General features: G+C 68.6%; 20 protein-coding genes. 7 read left to right on the top strand and 13 right to left on the bottom strand.

From position 1 onward, the window contains the following. Nucleotides 1–48: 48 nt before the first annotated feature. Both I8J32_RS16905 and grxD read right to left on the bottom strand, forming a co-directional pair. Nucleotides 49–810: an SDR family NAD(P)-dependent oxidoreductase gene (locus tag I8J32_RS16905; protein ID WP_245156364.1), complete on the bottom strand. Its 762-nt coding sequence runs from the start codon at nucleotides 808–810 to the stop codon at nucleotides 49–51. After that, nucleotides 807–1,127: a Grx4 family monothiol glutaredoxin gene (grxD, locus tag I8J32_RS16910; RefSeq protein ID WP_200613852.1), complete on the bottom strand. Its 321-nt coding sequence runs from the start codon at nucleotides 1,125–1,127 to the stop codon at nucleotides 807–809. The genes I8J32_RS16905 and grxD overlap by 4 nt, the downstream gene beginning before the upstream one ends. A 149-nt stretch (nucleotides 1,128–1,276) precedes the next feature. Here grxD and I8J32_RS16915 point away from each other — a divergent pair, with 149 nt between their 5' ends. Beyond that, complete coding sequence (locus I8J32_RS16915) at nucleotides 1,277–1,855, top strand: superoxide dismutase (RefSeq protein WP_200613853.1); 579 nt, start codon at nucleotides 1,277–1,279, stop codon at nucleotides 1,853–1,855. A gap of 1,497 nt (nucleotides 1,856–3,352) precedes the next feature. Here the strand turns inward: I8J32_RS16915 and I8J32_RS16920 are convergent. Further along, nucleotides 3,353–4,492: a 5-(carboxyamino)imidazole ribonucleotide synthase gene (locus I8J32_RS16920; protein WP_200613854.1), complete on the bottom strand. Its 1,140-nt coding sequence runs from the start codon at nucleotides 4,490–4,492 to the stop codon at nucleotides 3,353–3,355. Continuing rightward, a complete protein-coding gene (purE, locus tag I8J32_RS16925; RefSeq protein ID WP_200613856.1) occupies nucleotides 4,489–5,004 on the bottom strand; it encodes a 5-(carboxyamino)imidazole ribonucleotide mutase in 516 nt (171 codons plus the stop codon). Before purE ends, I8J32_RS16920 begins: the two co-directional genes overlap by 4 nt. 72 nt (nucleotides 5,005–5,076) lie before the next feature. Here purE and I8J32_RS16930 point away from each other — a divergent pair, with 72 nt between their 5' ends. Beyond that, on the top strand, nucleotides 5,077–5,346 hold the full coding sequence (locus I8J32_RS16930) for a Trm112 family protein (RefSeq protein WP_200613857.1): 270 nt from the start codon (nucleotides 5,077–5,079) through the stop codon (nucleotides 5,344–5,346). 7 nt (nucleotides 5,347–5,353) lie between these two features. Continuing rightward, a complete protein-coding gene (nadC, locus tag I8J32_RS16935) occupies nucleotides 5,354–6,214 on the top strand; it encodes a carboxylating nicotinate-nucleotide diphosphorylase (RefSeq protein WP_200613859.1) in 861 nt (286 codons plus the stop codon). A 334-nt stretch (nucleotides 6,215–6,548) separates the two neighbouring features. Here the strand turns inward: nadC and I8J32_RS16940 are convergent, their stop codons facing one another. Beyond that, the gene (locus I8J32_RS16940) at nucleotides 6,549–7,229 is read right to left on the bottom strand and encodes an FHA domain-containing protein (RefSeq protein ID WP_245156365.1); all 681 of its coding nucleotides are present in this window, start codon (nucleotides 7,227–7,229) and stop codon (nucleotides 6,549–6,551) included. Nucleotides 7,230–7,235: 6 nt separating this feature from the next. Between I8J32_RS16940 and I8J32_RS16945 the strand changes: the two genes are divergently transcribed. After that, nucleotides 7,236–7,487 (top strand): hypothetical protein, encoded by a 252-nt coding sequence (locus tag I8J32_RS16945; RefSeq protein ID WP_200614502.1) that lies wholly within the window; start codon nucleotides 7,236–7,238, stop codon nucleotides 7,485–7,487. Beyond that, nucleotides 7,411–7,731, top strand: a complete 321-nt coding sequence (locus tag I8J32_RS16950) for a DUF3301 domain-containing protein (RefSeq protein ID WP_200613863.1) — start codon at nucleotides 7,411–7,413, stop codon at nucleotides 7,729–7,731. Before I8J32_RS16945 ends, I8J32_RS16950 begins: the two co-directional genes overlap by 77 nt. Nucleotides 7,732–7,918: 187 nt before the next feature. On the opposite strand, the gene I8J32_RS16955 is transcribed toward I8J32_RS16950, so the two are convergent. The 6 genes from I8J32_RS16955 to I8J32_RS16980 form a co-directional block, all read right to left on the bottom strand. Continuing rightward, nucleotides 7,919–8,395, bottom strand: coding sequence for a ClpXP protease specificity-enhancing factor (locus tag I8J32_RS16955; protein ID WP_200613864.1), 477 nt, complete (start codon nucleotides 8,393–8,395; stop codon nucleotides 7,919–7,921). A 160-nt stretch (nucleotides 8,396–8,555) separates the two neighbouring features. Beyond that, complete coding sequence (locus I8J32_RS16960; protein ID WP_200613866.1) at nucleotides 8,556–9,191, bottom strand: glutathione S-transferase N-terminal domain-containing protein; 636 nt, start codon at nucleotides 9,189–9,191, stop codon at nucleotides 8,556–8,558. A gap of 186 nt (nucleotides 9,192–9,377) precedes the next feature. Next, nucleotides 9,378–10,127, bottom strand: coding sequence for a cytochrome c1 (locus I8J32_RS16965; protein WP_200613867.1), 750 nt, complete (start codon nucleotides 10,125–10,127; stop codon nucleotides 9,378–9,380). Beyond that, complete coding sequence (locus I8J32_RS16970) at nucleotides 10,120–11,379, bottom strand: cytochrome b (protein WP_200613869.1); 1,260 nt, start codon at nucleotides 11,377–11,379, stop codon at nucleotides 10,120–10,122. Before I8J32_RS16970 ends, I8J32_RS16965 begins: the two co-directional genes overlap by 8 nt. A 3-nt stretch (nucleotides 11,380–11,382) precedes the next feature. Next, complete coding sequence (petA, locus tag I8J32_RS16975; RefSeq protein WP_200613871.1) at nucleotides 11,383–12,015, bottom strand: ubiquinol-cytochrome c reductase iron-sulfur subunit; 633 nt, start codon at nucleotides 12,013–12,015, stop codon at nucleotides 11,383–11,385. A gap of 189 nt (nucleotides 12,016–12,204) precedes the next feature. Further along, nucleotides 12,205–13,143: a lytic transglycosylase domain-containing protein gene (locus tag I8J32_RS16980; RefSeq protein ID WP_200613872.1), complete on the bottom strand. Its 939-nt coding sequence runs from the start codon at nucleotides 13,141–13,143 to the stop codon at nucleotides 12,205–12,207. A gap of 199 nt (nucleotides 13,144–13,342) precedes the next feature. Between I8J32_RS16980 and miaB the strand changes: the two genes are divergently transcribed. Next, on the top strand, nucleotides 13,343–14,734 hold the full coding sequence (miaB, locus tag I8J32_RS16985) for a tRNA (N6-isopentenyl adenosine(37)-C2)-methylthiotransferase MiaB (RefSeq protein WP_200613874.1): 1,392 nt from the start codon (nucleotides 13,343–13,345) through the stop codon (nucleotides 14,732–14,734). Beyond that, nucleotides 14,734–14,970, top strand: coding sequence for a hypothetical protein (locus tag I8J32_RS16990; RefSeq protein ID WP_200613876.1), 237 nt, complete (start codon nucleotides 14,734–14,736; stop codon nucleotides 14,968–14,970). The genes miaB and I8J32_RS16990 overlap by 1 nt, the downstream gene beginning before the upstream one ends. Nucleotides 14,971–15,016: 46 nt before the next feature. Here I8J32_RS16990 and I8J32_RS16995 read toward each other — a convergent pair whose 3' ends face one another. Next, the gene (locus I8J32_RS16995) at nucleotides 15,017–16,105 is read right to left on the bottom strand and encodes an ABC transporter permease (protein WP_200613878.1); all 1,089 of its coding nucleotides are present in this window, start codon (nucleotides 16,103–16,105) and stop codon (nucleotides 15,017–15,019) included. Beyond that, nucleotides 16,102–17,058, bottom strand: a complete 957-nt coding sequence (locus I8J32_RS17000; protein ID WP_200614455.1) for an ABC transporter ATP-binding protein — start codon at nucleotides 17,056–17,058, stop codon at nucleotides 16,102–16,104. Before I8J32_RS17000 ends, I8J32_RS16995 begins: the two co-directional genes overlap by 4 nt. Between the last annotated feature and the right edge of the window lie 14 nt (nucleotides 17,059–17,072).

The raw sequence follows: 17,072 nt of genomic DNA on the forward strand, positions 1-17,072 counted from the left end.
TGATCGTCCAAGGCGAAGTAAGCAAGGCGGCGACCCGGCGTGCGCGGCTCAGCCGGCGATGGGCGCCGGCGCCCAGACCTGGCCCCGGTGCGCGGCGCCGGCGGCCGAGAGCAGGGTCACGCAGGCGTCGGCATAGTCGGCCGGATCGCGGGCCTGGCCGTCGCTTTCCTCGACGAAGGCGCGGGCGCGCAGCGGCGTGCGCATCGGTCCGGGCTGCAGCCCGCTGACCCGGATCGACGACTGCGCCAGTTCGGCCTGCAGCATGGTCACCATCGCCGCCTGCGCGGCCTGGGCCAGGCCATAGCCGCCCCAGTAGGGACCGCTCACGCGGCCGGGGTCGTCCATCGCGAACACCAGGGCCGCGTCGGGCGCGCGCGACAGCAGCGGCAGGCAGGCCTGCGACAGCCACCAGCGGGCGGTGAGGTTGATGTGCACCGCCCGGGCGAACGCCGCCGGGTCGGTCTGCGCCAGCGGCGTCAGGCCGGAGAACTGCGCGGCGCAATGCAGCACGCCGTCCAGGCGCCCGAGCTCGGATTCGATCCGCCCGGCCATCTCCGCGTAGTCGTCCGCGGAGGCGCCCTCCAGGTCGAGCGGGTACATCACCGGCTCGCGGCCGGTGGCCACGACGGCGTCGTACACGCGGGTCAACCGGGGCACCTTGCGTCCGAGCAGGACCACCGTCGCCCCAGCCCGCGCGCAGGCCACGCTGGCCGCCGCGCCCAGGCCGCCATGGGCCCCGGTCACCAGGACCACGCGGTCCTTGAGCACCCGCTGCGGCAGGGCGGCGAAGGTGAGGCCGGAGGAACTCACTGCTGCTGGGCTTCGGTGATCATCCGGGCCAGTTCGCCGGATTCGAACAGCTCCATGGTGATGTCGCAGCCGCCGATCAGCTCACCCTGGATGAACAGCTGGGGGAATGTCGGCCAGTTGGAGAAGCGCGGCAGGTTGGCGCGCACTTCCGGATCCTCCAGCACGTTGACCGTATGCAGCTGGCTGGCGCCGGCGGACTTGAGCGCCTGCACGGCGCGGCTGGAGAACCCGCACATCGGGAACTGCGCGGTGCCCTTCATGAAAAGGACGATCGGATGGCCCTCGACCTCGGCCTGGATCCGCTCAATGACAGACATGGACTACTCCTGCAATGACGCGTCGCCGGCGCCAGGGGGCCGGGTTCGCGAACGTGGGGATACAATGTCCATTGTAAAGCCTCGAACCTGCCGACGCGGTCGCGTCCGGCGTCCCCCACCCCGCTCTACCGCCAGCCAAGGAGCCCGCGATGGCCATCGAACTGCCGCCCCTGCCCTACGACCGCACCGCCCTGGAACCGCACATTTCCGGCGAGACGATCGACTTCCACTACGGCAAGCACCACCAGACCTACGTGACCAACCTCAACAACATGATCGCCGGCACCGAGTTCGCCGACATGTCGCTGGAGGAGATCGTCCGCAAGTCGCAGGGTGGCATGTTCAACAACGCCGCCCAGGTGTGGAACCACACGTTCTACTGGAACTGCCTCAAGCCCGCCGGCGGCGGCGAGCCCGCCGGCAAGCTGGCCGACGCCATCGGCAAGTCCTTCGGCGACTTCGCCAAGTTCAAGGAAGAATTCACCAAGCTGTCGATCGGCACCTTCGGCTCCGGCTGGGGCTGGCTGGTGCAGCGTCCGGACGGTTCGCTGGCCCTGGTGAGCACCTCCAACGCCGCCACGCCGCTGACCGGCGACGACACCCCGCTGCTGACCTGCGACGTGTGGGAACACGCCTACTACATCGACTACCGCAACGCGCGGCCGAAGTACCTGGAAGCCTTCTGGAACCTGGTCAACTGGGACTTCGTCACCGCCAACATGAAGTAAGGCGCGACGGCATTACTGCACGCGGCGGCCGGGGAAACCCGGCCGTCTTCGTTTGGGGGGATCGACCTGCGCACCCTACCGGCGCATTGGGCGGGTCTCGACCCGCCGCCCCCCGGAGAACCGGACTCCACGCCTTCGCGGTGGGGAGGAGGGAGATGGCGGGTGTCCCGCGCACCGTAGTGCATAGGGCGGGTCTTGACCCGCCGCCCCGGGCGGATGGGATCACGCCTTCGCGGTGGGGCGGAGATGGCGGGTGTCCCGCGCACCTTCGTGCATAGGGCGGGTCTTGACCCGCCGCCCCGGGCGGATGGGATCACGCCTTCGCGGTGGGGCGGAGATGGCGATGGCGGGTCGAGACCCGCCCTATGCGCTGGTCACTGGGACTTCGTCACCGCCAACATGAAGTAAGGCGGGACGGCATTACTGCACGCGGCGGCCGGGGAAACCCGGCCGTCTGCGTTCTGGGGGGATCGACCTGCGCACCCTACCGGCGCATTGGGCGGGTCTCGACCCGCCAACCGGACTCCACGCCTTCGCGGTGGGGAGGAGGGAGATGGCGGGTGTCCCGCGCACCTGATGCATAGGGCGGGTCTTGACCCGCCACCCCGGGCGGATGGGATCACGCCTTCGCGGTGGGGAGGAGGGAGATGGCGGGTGTCCCGCGCACCGTAGTGCATAGGGCGGGTCTTGACCCGCCGCCCCGGGCGGATGGGATCACGCCTTCGCGGTGGGGCGGAGATGGCGGGTGTCCCGCGCACCTTCGTGCATAGGGCGGGTCTTGACCCGCCGCCCGGGCGGATGGGATCACGCCTTCGCGGTGGGGCGGAGATGGCGATGGCGGGTCGAGACCCGCCCTATGCGCTGGTCACTGGGACTTCGTCACCGCCAACATGAAGTAAGGCGGGACGGCATTACTGCACGCGGCGGCCGGGGAAACCCGGCCGTCTGCGTTCTGGGGCCGGGTCGCCGGGTGCCGGGCGCACCCCGTCGGAACGGTCGGTGCCCTCCGCGGGCAGGCGCGGCGGCGGGCCCGGCATGCCCCCCCGCGAGGACCTGAAGGGGTCCATCAGTTAGTGAAAACGGGACGCGCGCGTCCAAAAAAGAGTCGCGCGCGTCCAAAAATCACTCGCGAGCGTCCAAAAATCAGACGCTCGCGTCCCGAAATGAGTCGCTCGCGTCCCGAAAAGATACGCGCGCGTCCGAAAATCACTCGCGAGCGTCCCGAAAAGACACGCGCGCGTCCAAAAATCACCCGGCGGCGTCCGAAAATCACTCGCCAGTGGCCAAAAATTAGTCGGCGCTGGCCAAAAATTACTCGCCCGCGTACCGGAATCACTCGCCCCCGTCCGGAAATCCCTCGCCCGCGGGCAGGAACCAGACGTGCTCGTTTCGGCGCTGGCTTACCCGATGCCCGGCAGCGCCGCGCGGGTGGACCGGCGAGCGAAACCGGCCCGCCATCCGCATCGGACGGATCGGGCCACGCATCCCGTTCCGGAATCAGCGCAGCTTGGCGACCACCGGGGCGACCTGGGCCGGCCGTTGCAGGGCCTGGCCGACGCGCTCGAGCACCTCGGCCAGCGCGCCGCGGGAATCGGCACGCAGGGTGGCGTGGCCGACCTTGCGGCCGGCGCGCGGCTCCTTGCCGTAGTCGTGCCAGTGGCCGCCCGGCTCACGCAGCACGGCGGCCGAATCGGGCATCTGCCCGATCCAGTTGAGCATGCAGGCCAGGCCCACCATCCGCGTATCGCCCAGCGGCAGCCCGAGCACGGCGCGCAGGTGGTTCTGGAACTGCGAGGTCTCGCTGCCCTCGATCGTCCAGTGGCCGGAGTTGTGCACGCGCGGCGCCAGCTCGTTGGCCAGCAGCACGTCGCCGCAGGCGAACAGCTCCAGCGCGAACACGCCGACGTAGTCCAGCGATTCGGCCAGCCGCCTGGCGTATTCGAAGGCCGTGGCGGCGGTGGCGGCATCCACGGTGGCCGGCGCGAGACTGGCCGACAGCACACCGTCGACGTGCCAGTTTTCGGTGAGCGGCCAGATGCGGAATTCCCCGTCGCGGCCGCGCACGGCGACCACGCTCAGTTCCCGGTCGAAGCTGACGAAGCCTTCCAGGATCAGGCCCACGGTGCCGGCCTGCGCGCCCAGCGCGGCCCAGGCCGCATCGGTGTCGGCTGCACTGCGGATGCGGAACTGACCCTTGCCGTCGTAGCCGAGCCGGCGCGTCTTCAGGATGCAGGGCGTGCCGAGCCTGGCGATCGCCGCGTCGAGGTCGGCGCGCGAGGTGATGTCGGCAAACTCCGGCACCGGGATGTCCAGTTCGCGGAAGAGGGTTTTCTCGGCCAGGCGGTCCTGTGCGACGGCCAGCGCGCGCGGGCTGGGGAACACCGGAATGCGCTGCGCCAGCCACTGCGCGGACTCGGCCGGCACGTTCTCGAAATCGAAGGTCGCCACGTCGACGCGGGAGGCGAACTCCGACAGCGCGCGCTCGTCGCGCCAGTCGCCCACGATCAGGGGCGCGAACTGCCCGGCGCAGGCATCGGCCACCGTGTCCATCACCAGGAAGCGCAGGCCCAGCGGCGCGCCGGCCAGGGCCATCATGCGGGCGAGCTGGCCGCCGCCGAGGATGCCGACTGTGGTCATTGACGCGGATCGTCGTTGGCGAGCACGTCCTGCGTCTGCCGGGTACGGAAGGACTCCAGTGCATGGCCGATGGCGGGATGTTCACTGGCCAGCATGGCCGCGGCAAACAGCGCCGCGTTCGCCGCGCCGGCGTTGCCGATGGCGAAGGTCGCCACCGGGATGCCCGCGGGCATCTGCACGATCGACAGCAGCGAATCCATGCCATTGAGCGCCTTGCTCTGCACCGGCACGCCCAGCACCGGCACGGCGGTCTTGGCCGCCAGCATGCCCGGCAGGTGCGCCGCGCCGCCGGCGCCGGCGATGATCGCGCGCAATCCGCGGCCCGAGGCTTCCTGCGCATAACTGAAGAGCACGTCGGGCGTGCGGTGCGCCGAGACCACGCGCACTTCGTGCGGAACGCCCAGCGCTTCCAGGCGCGCGGCCGCGTGCTGCATCGTCTCCCAATCCGAGCGCGAGCCCATGACGATGCCGACAAGTGGCGATTCGGGCGACGTGGCCCCGGTGCTGGTCATGACGGTTTCCGGCGGCGAACGCCGCTGTCAAAGAACGTTATTCTACCGGCCCCACCGCCCCTGGGCACCGCCATGGAACGCAAACTGCTGGACCTGCTCGTCTGCCCCTCCACCCGCCAGCCGCTGGCGATGCTCGAGGGACGCGGCCTGCAGGCGCTGAACGCGGCCATCGAGGCGGGCGGCGTGCTGCGTGGCGACGGACAGGCGCAGACCGCGCCGGTGCACGAGGCCCTGGTCACCCGCGACCGGCGCACCGTCTACCGCGTCGACGACGGCATCCCGGTCCTGCTGGTCGAGGAAGCCATCGGCACCCAGCAGATCGCCGGCTTCCCGGCCGCCTGAGGTCGCCATGAACTCCTCGGCCCTTTCCCCGCCCGACACCGTCGAGGGCGACGTCGCGCGGGCCCTCGCCGAGGACATCGGCAGCGGCGACGTCACCGCGTCCCTGCTGCCCGATGCGGCCGATATCGCCTACCTGCTGTGCAAGGAGGACGCCGTCGTGTGCGGGCGTCCCTGGTTCGATGCCTGCCACCGCGCGCTGGATCCGCAGGTCCGCATCCACTGGCGCGTGGCCGAAGGCGACCGCGTGCCGGCCGGCACCGTGCTGGCCACGCTGGAGGGCCGGGCCCGGGCGCTGGTGAGCGCCGAGCGCGCCTCGCTCAATTTCATGCAGACGCTGTCGGCGACGGCCACCACTACGGCCGCCTACGTGGATGCCGTCAGAGGCACCGGCGCCCGCATCCTGGACACGCGCAAGACCATCCCCGGCCTGCGCGCGGCGCAGAAGTACGCGGTCCGCGTGGGCGGCGGCGTCAATCACCGCCACGGCCTGTTCGACGCGGTGATGCTGAAGGAAAACCACGTGCGCGCCGCCGGCTCGATCACCGCCGCCATCCGGGCCGCGCGGTCGATGCATGCCGGCCTGCCGCTGATCGTGGAGGTCGAGACGCTGGCGCAGCTGGCCGAAGCCCTGCATGAAGGCTGCGACAGGATCCTGATCGACGACTTCGACCCGGCCATGCGCCGCGAGGCGGTCCGCATCGCCGCCGCGGTGACCCCGCGCATTCCGCTGGAGGTTTCCGGCGGCGTCGACATGACCACGCTGCGTGGCATTGCGGAGGACGGCGTGGACTTCATCTCGATCGGCGGGCTCACCAAGCACGTGCGCGCGATCGACCTGTCGCTCAAGCTGGGCCCGCCGCCGGGTTGAGCGCGCCTGTTCGCGCGGCGGCTGGATCGCAGTGCGATCGCCGCGGTCGCGCCCAGGGGTTGGGATCAGTCATCCGGATCAGGCGTCGCATGGACGATGCATCGGGGACCGCGGACCAAGGACCACGGATCCACGGATCACGAATCACATCACGGACCACGGACCACGGACCACGGACCACGGATCCACGGATCCACGATGACGCGGGATACGCCGTGACGTCGGTGCATGGAAACATTGCGGCCATGCCGCGGAACCCCGGCGGCGCGACATGCGTCGGCCCGCCGGGTGGTCATGCAGTCACCATCACTGCAGCACGATCACCGCAGCACGATCACTGCAACAGGATCGTCCCCACGGCGCCCAGCACGGCCACCGCCACGCCGATCCACAGCCAGGGCATGCCGCTGCTGTTGCGGGCGACCGGCCGCGTGGCCTCGATCTGGATGGGTTCGCCCTGCGCGCCGGAACCGACCAGGCGGAAGCGCAGCTTGTCGAAGCCGATCTCGTCGCCCAGACGCGCGGTTTCGCGCATCACGCGGCGGTCGTTGATGAAACTGCCGTTGGTGGAACTGAGGTCTTCGATCTGCACGCCATCCTCGGCCGGCACCAGGCGCGCGTGGACGCGCGACAGGCCGGGATCGTTGATGTGCACCGCGCATTCGGGCGAGCGGCCGATGGTGACCGGCCCGGCCAGCGGATAGCTGCGGCCGAAGGCGCCGCCGGTGACGCCGCGCAGGACGTACATCGGCATCACCTGGCGTACGGCCGTCACGCCGGGATCGTCGTTGGCCGCCGAGGGCAGCACCGGACCGGCGCGCTCCGGGCCACGCAGGCCCACGGCTTCCACCGCCGTCAGCCGCGCCACCACGTTGTCGAAAGTGACACTGTCGCCGGAACGCAGCGCGATCAGGCCATCGACCTGGCGCCCGTTCACGCTGACGGTCGTGCCAGGCGGGACTTCCAGCATCACGCCGTTACCGCTGACGTGCAGCTGGCAGTGCTGCGGCAGCACGCCGGGATGATCGAGAACAATGGTGGCCTGTGGATCGGAACCGACCCGGTTGACGCCAAGGCCGAGCAGAACCTGCGGGTGTTCCCCGCCGGGAAAAACCAATTTCATGAAGTTACGCCGCCCCCTGCAGAACGTAGACTTGGGCTTGAGACCCGCGCGATGCGCCGCCATCCTTTGCCGAATGCCGACTTTAATCATATTGATGATCGTGTCTGCGATGGCGTTCGCGTTCTGGAATTCCAGCCGCGCCGCAGCTGAACGAGCTGAATCAGTTGGACGCGACAGCTGCAAGGCGGCCGGCGTGCAGTGGCTGGACCACTCGGTCCATGCGATCGGACTGCGGCTGTGCCGCCACGAGAACGGCCGGCTGGGCTTCGAGCGCACGTTCCGCTTCGACTATTCGCACGACGGCATGGACCGCCACATCGGCCGCCTGGTCCTGCGCGGAGATCGCCTGGTCGCGTTCAGCGGTCCGGTGCTGCCCGCCCCCGACAACCCGTAAGGTCGCGACACGTCCGATGCCGCGCGGGCGGCCGGCCATGGCAGACCACGGCGGATGGGCCTCGCGTACCGCACGCCGCCCCACGATCCATGAGGCCGCGGCCCATCGATGCCGCGCGGGCGGCAACCGACGGCGCCTGCGCAGCCATGGCGCGCAGCCACGATCCGCGCCCGCGGCAAGGGACCGGCTACTTGACGATGCGCAGGTGCCCGCTACGGCGCGGGCTGGGCGTGGGCGGGTCGTGGTCGTCGTCCGGCGAGCCGTCGCTGGGAACGGCCGCCAGCGGCGTCATGCCCTCCTCGACTTCCTCCACGGCGTCCTCGGTGCCGGGCGCGCTGTCCTCGGGCAGGGCCATGCCCTGCCCCGTCTCGCGGGCGTAGATCGCCAGGACCGCCGCCACCGGGACGGATACCGAATGGCTGACGCCGCCGAAGCGGGCGCTGAATCGGATCACCTCGTTGGTCATCTGCAGCCCGGCCACCGCACGCTCGGCGACATTCAGCACGATCCGGCCGTCCTTGACCGCGTGCGTGGGAACCTGCACATGCGGACGGGTGGCATCGACCAGCAGGTGCGGTGTCATGCCGTTGTCGGCAATCCACTCGTACAGCGCCCGCAGCAGGTACGGGCGGTGGCTGGTCATGCTGTTGCTCTCTTCGCTCATGGGTGAAGTCTAGCGCCCGCGAGCCGTTCAGGACTGCGAACGCGGCCCGTCGTCCCGTGCGATTCGGCCGCCCCTTCCCGCCGCGCGGACGGCCGGCATCCGGAGCGGGAGGCAGGCCCCGGATCAGGCCCTGGCCCGGCCCCCGGGGGCCGGCCACGGATCAGGTCGGCAGATCGCGCAGCTTGCGCTCGGCGTCGGTCAGGCTGCGGGTGAAGCCGGGGTTGCGGAAGATGCGGTTGCCGTAGTCCTCGATCACCTTGCCGTCCTTCGGCAGCGGGACGCCCAGCGCCGGCAGGCGCCAGATGATCGGCGCCATCGCGCAGTCGGCCAGGCTCATTTCGGGATTGAGGAAGAACTTGCTGGCCTTGAACAGCGGCACCGAGGCGGTGAGCAGTTCCTTGAGGCGCTTGCGACCGGCCTCGGCCTGGACCTTGTTGCCCAGCTGGATCGCCTGCACCTGGGGCACCCAGTCGTGCTCCAGCCGCAGCATGGCCAGCCGCAGGCGGGCACGCGATAGCGGGTCGACCGGCATCAGCGGCGGGTGCGGGTAACGCTCGTCGAGGTATTCGCTGACCACGCTGGCGGCATACAGCACCAGGTCGCGCTCCACCAGGGTGGGCACGGAGTGGTAGGGATTGAGATCGACCAGGTCTTCGGGCGGATTCTGCGGATCGACCGGGATCAGATCGTAGGTGACCCCTTTGGCCGCCAGCACCAGCCGCACGCGATGGCAAAGCACGCAATCGGTGGACGAGAACAGCGTCAGGGCATTACGCATACGTGGACTAGCCGCCATCATCGAGTGCTCCTGCAGTCGGTCGCCGCCCGGTCCCGAGCCGCCGACGCCAGACGCCGTCCACCCCTCGCGGACGGTCGCCAACTATCCGAGCCTAGCGTTCCCTCGCAAAAAAGTCGCTACCCCCCATGGCAGGGGCCCCAACGCAAACGCCCGGCACTAGGCCGGGCGTTCGGGGGACAGGACTCAGTGGACGTCCTTCCAGTACTCGTTCTTCAGCATCCAGGCCAGGAAGGTGAGGAAGACCAGGAAGAAGATCACCCACACGCCCATCTTCTCGCGCTTGAGGGCGGCCGGCTCGCCGGCGTACTCCAGGAAGGCGGTGATGTCGCGGACGGACTGGTCGAACTGCGCCGGCTCGACCGAACCGGGCTGGACGATCTTCAGCCCATGGACCGGACGGTCGCCGGTCTTCGGATCCGGCTCGCCGAACTCGGCGTGCTGCAGGCCCTGCATCTGCCACAGCGGGTTGGGCATGGACGCGTTCGGGAAGAGCTTGTTGTTCCAGCCCAGCGGGCGCGACTCGTCGAGGTAGAACGACTTGAGGTAGGTGTAGATCCAGTCGCTGCCACGCACGCGCGCGATCAGGCTCAGGTCCGGCGGCATCTTGCCGAACCACTTGGAGGCATCGGCCTCGCTCAGGCTCACGCCGATCTGCTCGCCGTACTTGGCGCCGGTGAGGTTGAGGTTCTCCATGACCTCCTGCTCGCTCAGCCCCAGGTCCTCGCCGATGCGCGAGTAACGCAGGTACTTGAGCGAATGGCAGCCCGAGCAGTAGTTCATGTACAGCGCGGCGCCGCGCTGCAGCGACTGGCGGTCGCCCAGGTCGACGCCCGACTGCAGCAGGTTGGCGTCGCTGGAGGCGAAGGCCGAGAACGACACCAGCAGGCCCGCGGCGAGGCCGGCCAGGGTGCGGACGAGGTTGTTCTTAATCATGCGTCGTCACCCGTTCCGGCACCGGCTTGGTCTTGTCGATCGATGTCCAGATCGGCATGGTCAGGAAGAAGAGGAAATACAGGACGGTCAGGCCGCGCCCGATCCAGGTCTCGGTCGGGTCGGTACCCGGGCCGGCGCCGATCTTGCCCAGCCACACGAAGCACACGGCCAGCAGGGCAAGCATCACCTTGGTGAGCCAGCCACGGTAGCGGTGCGAGTGCACCTTGCTGCGGTCCAGCCACGGCACCAGGAACAGGATCGCGATCGCCGCGAACATCACCAGCACGCCGGACAGCTTGTGCGGGACCACGCGCAACATCGCGTAGTACGGCGTGTAGTACCAGACCGGCTTGATGTGCTCGGGCGTCACCAGGCGGTTGGCCTCGGTGAAGTTGTCATGCTCCAGGAACCAGCCCTTGAACGCCGGGGCGTAGAAGATGATGAAGGCGGCCAGGATCAGGAACCCGCACACGTAGAAGAAGTCCTTCACCGTGTAGTACGGATGGAACGGAATGCCGTCGGCCGGCTTCAGCGCGTCCCAGCGGTTGCCCTTCGGGCCCTTCTTGATCTCCACGCCGTCGGGGTTGTTCGAACCGACTTCGTGCAGCGCGCCGATGTGCAGCACGACCAGCAGCAGCAGCACCAGCGGCATCGCGATGACGTGCAGGGCGAAGAACCGGTTGAGCGTGGCGTCGCTGGGCAGGTAGTCGCCCATGATCCACTCGGTCAGGCTGCTGCCGATGTAGGGGATCGCGCCGAACAGCGAGATGATCACCTTGGCGCCCCAGAACGACATCTGGCCCCAGGGCAGCACGTAGCCCATGAAGGCTTCGGCCATCAGCACCAGGTAGATCAGCATGCCCAGGATCCACACCAGCTCGCGCGGCTTGCGGTACGAGCCGTACATCAGGCCGCGGAACATGTGGATGTAGACCACGATGAAGAACAGCGATGCACCGGTCGAGTGCATGTACCGGATCAGCCAGCCCCACTCCACGTCGCGCATGATGTACTCGACGGAGCTGAAGGCCTCCGCCGCGCTGGGCTTGAAGTGCATCGTCAGGAAGATGCCGGTCAGGATCTGGTTGACCAGAACCACGATCGACAGCACGCCGAAGATGTACCAGATGTTGAAGTTCTTCGGCGCGTAGTACTCGGTCATGTGCTTGCGGTACACCGGCATCATCGCCGGTGCGCGCTCGTTGACCCAGTTCATCATGCCGTCGGCAGTGCGGGTGAAGATGTTAGCCATGGCTTACGCGGCCCCCGCGCTGCTGGAGGACGACGGATCGACACCGATCACGATGGTGTTGTCGTCGGCGAAGTAATGCGGCGGCACGACCAGGTTGGTCGGCGCGGGCACGCCCTGGAACACGCGTCCGGCCAGGTCGAAGCGCGACTTGTGGCAGGGGCAGAAGTAACCGCCCTTCCACTCCGGATCGAACGGCTCGGGGCGGATCTCGGCCTTGATCTCCGGCGAGCAGCCCAGGTGCGTGCACAGGCCCACCAGCACGGAGATGTCCGGCTTGAAGGAGCGCAGTTCCGGGTTGGCCTGCTTGATGTAGGCCGGCTGCTGGTCCGCGTTCTCCGACTTGGGATCGCGCAGGCGGGTGTCGAGCGTCGGCAGCGCGTCGAGGACGGCCTTGGAACGTTTGACGATCCAGATCGGCTGACCGCGCCATTCGAAGATCAGGCGCTGGCCTTCCTGCAGGCCCGTGATGTCGGCGGTCACCGGCGCACCGGCGAGCTTCGCCCGGGCACTGGGATTCCACGACTTGATGAAGGGTACCGCCGCAAAACCGGCCCCGACTGCGCCGACCACGGCCGTGGTCGCTGTCAGGAAACGGCGGCGGCCCTGGTTGACGGGGCTGTCCCCTTGGTTGGCCATCCGGCACTCCGCAAAGCTGAAAAACAAAGTTCACCGCAGGGCCGGCACCACTGGCGACGGCTCGCGGCTCAAAAGACGGCGAAGTGTAGCGGAAGGGTTAACGGCACGACAATCGCGGCGGTGCGTGGACCGCCAACCCCGCCTCGTTTCAGGCGCCAGGAAGGCGCCCGACGGGCCTGGCGGACCTGATCAGCGCGAGCCGGAGGTGCCGCCCGCGCTGGCTACCGTAGTGCCACCACCACGGTAGCGTTCGGCCAGGACCGCCACGCGTTGCACGTAGCGCTGGGTTTCCGAGTACGGCGGAACGCCCTTGTACTTGTCGACCGCGCCCTCGCCCGCGTTGTAGCCGGCGGCGGCGAGCGAGAGGTCGCCCTTGAAGCGCTTGAGCAGCCAGCCCAGGTACTGGACGCCGCCGCGGATGTTCTGCGCGGGGTCGTAGGCATTGGTGACGCCGAAGCGGCGCGCGGTGGCCGGCATGAGCTGCATCAGGCCCTGGGCCCCCACGCGGGAGCGGGCCTGCGGGTTGTAGGCCGATTCGGCATGGATGATCGCCCGCACGATCGCTTCTTCGACGCCGAACTGGGTGGCGGCGGCGCTGATCTCGCTGCGATAGGCCTCGGTGTTGAGGCGGATGGAGCCGAAGTTCACGCCCGGCAGTGCGCCGCAGGCGAAACAGGTTTCCATGAAGCTGTAGCGGATCGTGCGCACCGTCGAGGCACCGGCCACGCCCTTTCCGGGCGCACGGCTGGAATAGTGGCGGACGCCATCCTTGATGTACGAGTAGACCTGGCCCTGCACGAGGCGCTTGCTGCCGCTGGCGCGGGGCGCCTGGGGCGCCGCCTGGACGGCCGCGGGGGCGGACAGGCTGGCGGGGGTCAGGCGGGCGGGCGAGCCGACCACTTCACTGGCGGGGGTCGCGCTGCCCATCGCGGGGCCGGCGGACACGGGCCCGGCCTGGGCCCCACCCTTGTACTGGCTGGCCACCACGCATTTCGCACCGGGTACACGTTTGCTGGAGTAGGCACGCACGCCGTCGGCGCCTTCGCAGCGATAAACGGTACCCGCCACGGCCGGCACGGAGGCCAACGTGGTGAGCGCGACGAGAAAAACACCCCAGATCCCCTTCATGGCGCGAATATCCCCCCATTCGAAAAGGTTTACAACCCTTTGATTTCTATGAACGAGACCTGATTCAAGTTCCGGCCGGGAATGCGAAAGCGGCAGTGATCGCCAGGTGATGAAATCGCCGCCGCACCCGGATGGATACAATCCCGCCTCCCCGGCGCGGACTAACCGCCGCCCTCCCGGCATCCAGAAAGGTCCACCCATGAGCCTCCCGAAGGCCGCCGCCCCCCGCGGCAAGCTGTTCATCGAAACCCACGGCTGTCAGATGAACGAGTACGACTCGGCGAAGATGGCCGACGTTCTGGCCGCCAGCGACGGCCTGGAGATCACGAAGAACGTCGAAGAAGCCGACGTGATCCTGATCAATACCTGCTCGATCCGCGAAAAAGCGCAGGAGAAGGTCTTCAGCCAGCTCGGCCGCTGGAAGCAGCTCAAGCAGGGCGACCGGGCGGTGGTGATCGGTGTCGGCGGCTGCGTGGCGTCCCAGGAGGGTGAGGCCATCGTGAAGCGTGCGCCCTACGTCGACCTGGTCTTTGGTCCCCAGACGCTCCATCGCCTGCCCGAACTGATCCGCGCCAAGCGGGAGACCGGCCTGCCCCAGGTCGACATCAGCTTCCCCGAGATCGAGAAGTTCGACCGCCTCCCCGAGCCGCGCGCCGAGGGCCCCAGCGCCTTCGTCTCGATCATGGAAGGCTGCAGCAAGTACTGCTCGTTCTGCGTGGTTCCCTACACGCGGGGCGAGGAAATCAGCCGTCCGTTCGAGGACGTGCTGGTCGAAGTGGCCGACCTGGCCGCCCAGGGCGTCCGCGAGATCAACCTGCTGGGGCAGAACGTCAACGCCTACCGGGGCCCGCTCGCGCCCGCCGCCGAGGGCGTGCCAGCCGAGGTCGCCGACCTGGGCCTGCTGATCCGGGCCATCGCGCAGATCGAGGGTATCGGCCGGATCCGCTTCACCACCTCGCATCCGCTGGAGTTCTCCGATTCGCTGGTGGAGGCCTACCGCGATGTCCCGACGCTGGCCAACTACCTGCACCTGCCCGTGCAGGCCGGCAGCGACCGCGTGCTGGCGGCGATGAAGCGCGGCTACACCGCGCTGGAGTTCAAGCAGAAGATCCGCAAGCTGCGCGCGGTGCGGCCGGATATTTCCGTCTCGTCGGATTTCATCGTCGGGTTCCCCGGGGAGAGCGAGGCCGATTTCGAAAAGACGATGAAGCTGATCGAGGACGTGGGCTTCGACCAGTCGTTCTCGTTCATCTACTCGCGCCGCCCGGGCACCCCGGCGGCCGACCTGGAGGACAACGTCTCCAGCGAGGAAAAGCATGCGCGCCTGTCGCGCCTGCAGGCCGCGATCAACGCCAATGCGCGCCGCATCAGCGAGGCGATGGTGGGCAGCGTGCAGTCGGTACTGGTCGAAGGTCCGTCGAAGAAGGACCCGAACGAACTCACCGGCCGGACCGAGAACATGCGCCCGGTCAATTTCCCGGGCCACCCGCGCCTGGTCGGCCAATTCGTGGACGTGGTCATCACCGAGGCGATGAGCAACTCGCTGCGCGGTCGCGTGGTCACCGCCGTAGCAGCACAGGAGACTGCGTAATGGGCCACCCCCTGATTTCCCGCGGCCAGCCGCATCGTTTCCGGAACATGGCCCGCGCCGACTTCGTGCTGGCGGCGCTGGCCGGCTGCCTGTGGCTCGACCTGCTGCCGTTCGAGTCCGAATGGCTCGACCTGGTGCCCTCGTGGGCCTGGCTCATCCTGATGCTGCTGCTGCTCGCATCGGGGATCCGTACCTACCGTCTGCACCGCAGGCAGTTGCGCACCCCGCCGGCCTGATGCCCTGACGGACGTGCGGTGATGGACCGGACACTCTGACCCGCGGCTAGTCCAGTCGCTTGCGGAACCGCGTGATGGCCAGTGCCATCATCACTACGGTGAAGACCGCCAGCGCCAGCATGTCCGGCCACAGTTCCAGCAGGCCCGCCCCGCGCAGCATCACGCCGCGGATCAGCCGCAGGAAATGCGTGAGCGGCAGCAGTTCGGCGAACCACTGCACGATGCGTGGCATGCCGGCGAACGGGAACATGAAACCCGACAGCAGGATCGAGGGCAGGAAGACGAAGAAGGTCATCTGCATCGCCTGGAACTGCGAGCGCGCCTTGGTCGAGATCAGCAGGCCCAGCGACAGGTTGGCCAGGATCAGCAGCACGGCGGCCAGATAGACATCCAGCGCGCTGCCGCGGATCGGCACCTTGAACAGGGTCAGGCCCAGTGCCAGCACCACGGTCGTCTGGATCAGCCCGATCGCCGCATACGGCAGCACCTTGCCCACCATCAGCTCGCTGCGGCTGATGGGCGTGGCGATGAGCAGTTCCATGTTGCCGCGCTCGCGCTCGCGCACGATCGCCACGCCGGTGAACAACACCATCGTCATGGTCAGGATCACGCCGATCAGGCCGGGCACGATGTTCACCGCGGAGCGTCGCTCCGGGTTGTAGAAGGCCACCACGCTGATCGGCTGCACGCGGGGCGCGACGTAGGCCGTGCCGTCGAGCGGCATCTGGGCGAGCTGGATTGCGGCGCTCTGCACCACGGTGTCGCTGCCGTCCACCAGCACCTGGATCGCTTCCCGGCCTTCCGCGCGGCGGCGCTCGTAGTCGGGGGGAACCAGCACACCCACGCTGATCCGGCCGCGGCGCAGGAGCTCCATCAGTTCCTGCGGGGTGTCGGCCTGCGCCGTCGGCGTGATCACGCCGGTGGCGAGCATGTCCATCACCGCGGCGCGCGAGGCACTGGTGGCGGACTGGTCGGCCACCGCGGCCGACAGGCCGCGCAGGTTGAGGTTGATGGCATAGCCGAACAGGATCAGCTGCATGACCGGGATGCCGACGATCATCGCCAGCGTGATGCGGTCGCGGCGCATCTGCCGCAATTCCTTCAGCACCACCGCCCACAGGCGCCGCCCATTCATGTCACCGCCTCCCCTCGGGTGGGCCGGTCCTCGCTGCGGCCCGCCGGCTCGCGGCCGCGCGTGGCGGCGACGAAGACGTCTTCCAGGTTGGGGGTGGTGCCCTCCACCTGGGCGTGTTGTCCGGCTGCCTGCAGCGCGGCCTGCAGCCGTTCGCCAGCGCTGTGGTTGGCCTGGGTGAGCACGCGCAGGGTGTTGCCGATCTGCGCCACGCTGATCACGCCCTCCTGCGCCAGCAGCAGCTCCTTGGCGCGGCGGGGTTGTTCGGCCTGCACCACCAGCGTGCGTCCCTGAAGCTCCGCCGTGAGCTGCGTGGGCGTCCCGTCAGCGACCAGCGCCCCCCGGTCCAGGATGGCAAGCCGGTGGCAACGCTCGGCCTCGTCCATGTAGTGGGTGGAAACCAGCAGGGTGGTGCCGGCGTCGGCAAGCTCGAAGAGTTTTTCCCAGAAGTCTCGGCGTGACTCCGGATCCACCGCGCTGGTGGGCTCATCGAGGAACAGCAGTTCGGGTTCGTGGATCACCGCGCCGGCCAGCGCCAAGCGTTGCTTCTGTCCGCCGCTCATCGTGCCGGCCAGCTGCTTCTGCCGGTCCTGGAAATGGAACTGCTCGACCAGCGCGTCGATGCGCCGCGCCGCGCGGTCCCGCGGGATGTCCTGCACCGCGGCCAGGAACTCGAGGTTCTCGCGTACGTTGAGGTCCTCGAACAGGGAGAACTTCTGCGTCATGTAGCCGATCCGGCGGCGCAGTTCCTCTGCCTGCTCGGGAATGCGCAGACCCAGCACTTCGATCTCGCCAGAGGTCGGTGCCAACAGGCCGCAGAGCATGCGGATGGTGGTCGTCTTGCCCGAGCCATTGGGCCCCAGGAAGCCGTACACATGGGCGCGCGGCACGGTCAGGTCGACGTGGTCGACGGCGACCAGGTCGCCGAACCGCCGCGTCAGGCTTCGCGCGAGGATCGCCGGCGCCTGTT

The sequence above is a fragment of the Lysobacter solisilvae genome (assembly GCF_016613535.2).
Lineage (GTDB): Bacteria > Pseudomonadota > Gammaproteobacteria > Xanthomonadales > Xanthomonadaceae > Agrilutibacter > Agrilutibacter solisilvae.

Coding starts and splice junctions, on each gene's coding strand:
- I8J32_RS16970 (WP_200613869.1), bottom strand. CDS start 11,379: ATGGCTAACATCTTCACCCGCACTGCCGACGGCATGATGAACTGGGTC.
- nadC (WP_200613859.1), top strand. CDS start 5,354: ATGAACTCCTCGGCCCTTTCCCCGCCCGACACCGTCGAGGGCGACGTC.
- I8J32_RS16945 (WP_200614502.1), top strand. CDS start 7,236: ATGATCGAGAACAATGGTGGCCTGTGGATCGGAACCGACCCGGTTGAC.
- I8J32_RS16915 (WP_200613853.1), top strand. CDS start 1,277: ATGGCCATCGAACTGCCGCCCCTGCCCTACGACCGCACCGCCCTGGAA.
- I8J32_RS16960 (WP_200613866.1), bottom strand. CDS start 9,191: ATGGCGGCTAGTCCACGTATGCGTAATGCCCTGACGCTGTTCTCGTCC.
- grxD (WP_200613852.1), bottom strand. CDS start 1,127: ATGTCTGTCATTGAGCGGATCCAGGCCGAGGTCGAGGGCCATCCGATC.
- I8J32_RS16980 (WP_200613872.1), bottom strand. CDS start 13,143: ATGAAGGGGATCTGGGGTGTTTTTCTCGTCGCGCTCACCACGTTGGCC.
- I8J32_RS16955 (WP_200613864.1), bottom strand. CDS start 8,395: ATGAGCGAAGAGAGCAACAGCATGACCAGCCACCGCCCGTACCTGCTG.
- I8J32_RS16920 (WP_200613854.1), bottom strand. CDS start 4,492: ATGACCACAGTCGGCATCCTCGGCGGCGGCCAGCTCGCCCGCATGATG.
- miaB (WP_200613874.1), top strand. CDS start 13,343: ATGAGCCTCCCGAAGGCCGCCGCCCCCCGCGGCAAGCTGTTCATCGAA.
- I8J32_RS16950 (WP_200613863.1), top strand. CDS start 7,411: ATGCCGACTTTAATCATATTGATGATCGTGTCTGCGATGGCGTTCGCG.
- I8J32_RS16990 (WP_200613876.1), top strand. CDS start 14,734: ATGGGCCACCCCCTGATTTCCCGCGGCCAGCCGCATCGTTTCCGGAAC.
- I8J32_RS16930 (WP_200613857.1), top strand. CDS start 5,077: ATGGAACGCAAACTGCTGGACCTGCTCGTCTGCCCCTCCACCCGCCAG.
- purE (WP_200613856.1), bottom strand. CDS start 5,004: ATGACCAGCACCGGGGCCACGTCGCCCGAATCGCCACTTGTCGGCATC.
- I8J32_RS16995 (WP_200613878.1), bottom strand. CDS start 16,105: ATGAATGGGCGGCGCCTGTGGGCGGTGGTGCTGAAGGAATTGCGGCAG.
- petA (WP_200613871.1), bottom strand. CDS start 12,015: ATGGCCAACCAAGGGGACAGCCCCGTCAACCAGGGCCGCCGCCGTTTC.
- I8J32_RS16965 (WP_200613867.1), bottom strand. CDS start 10,127: ATGATTAAGAACAACCTCGTCCGCACCCTGGCCGGCCTCGCCGCGGGC.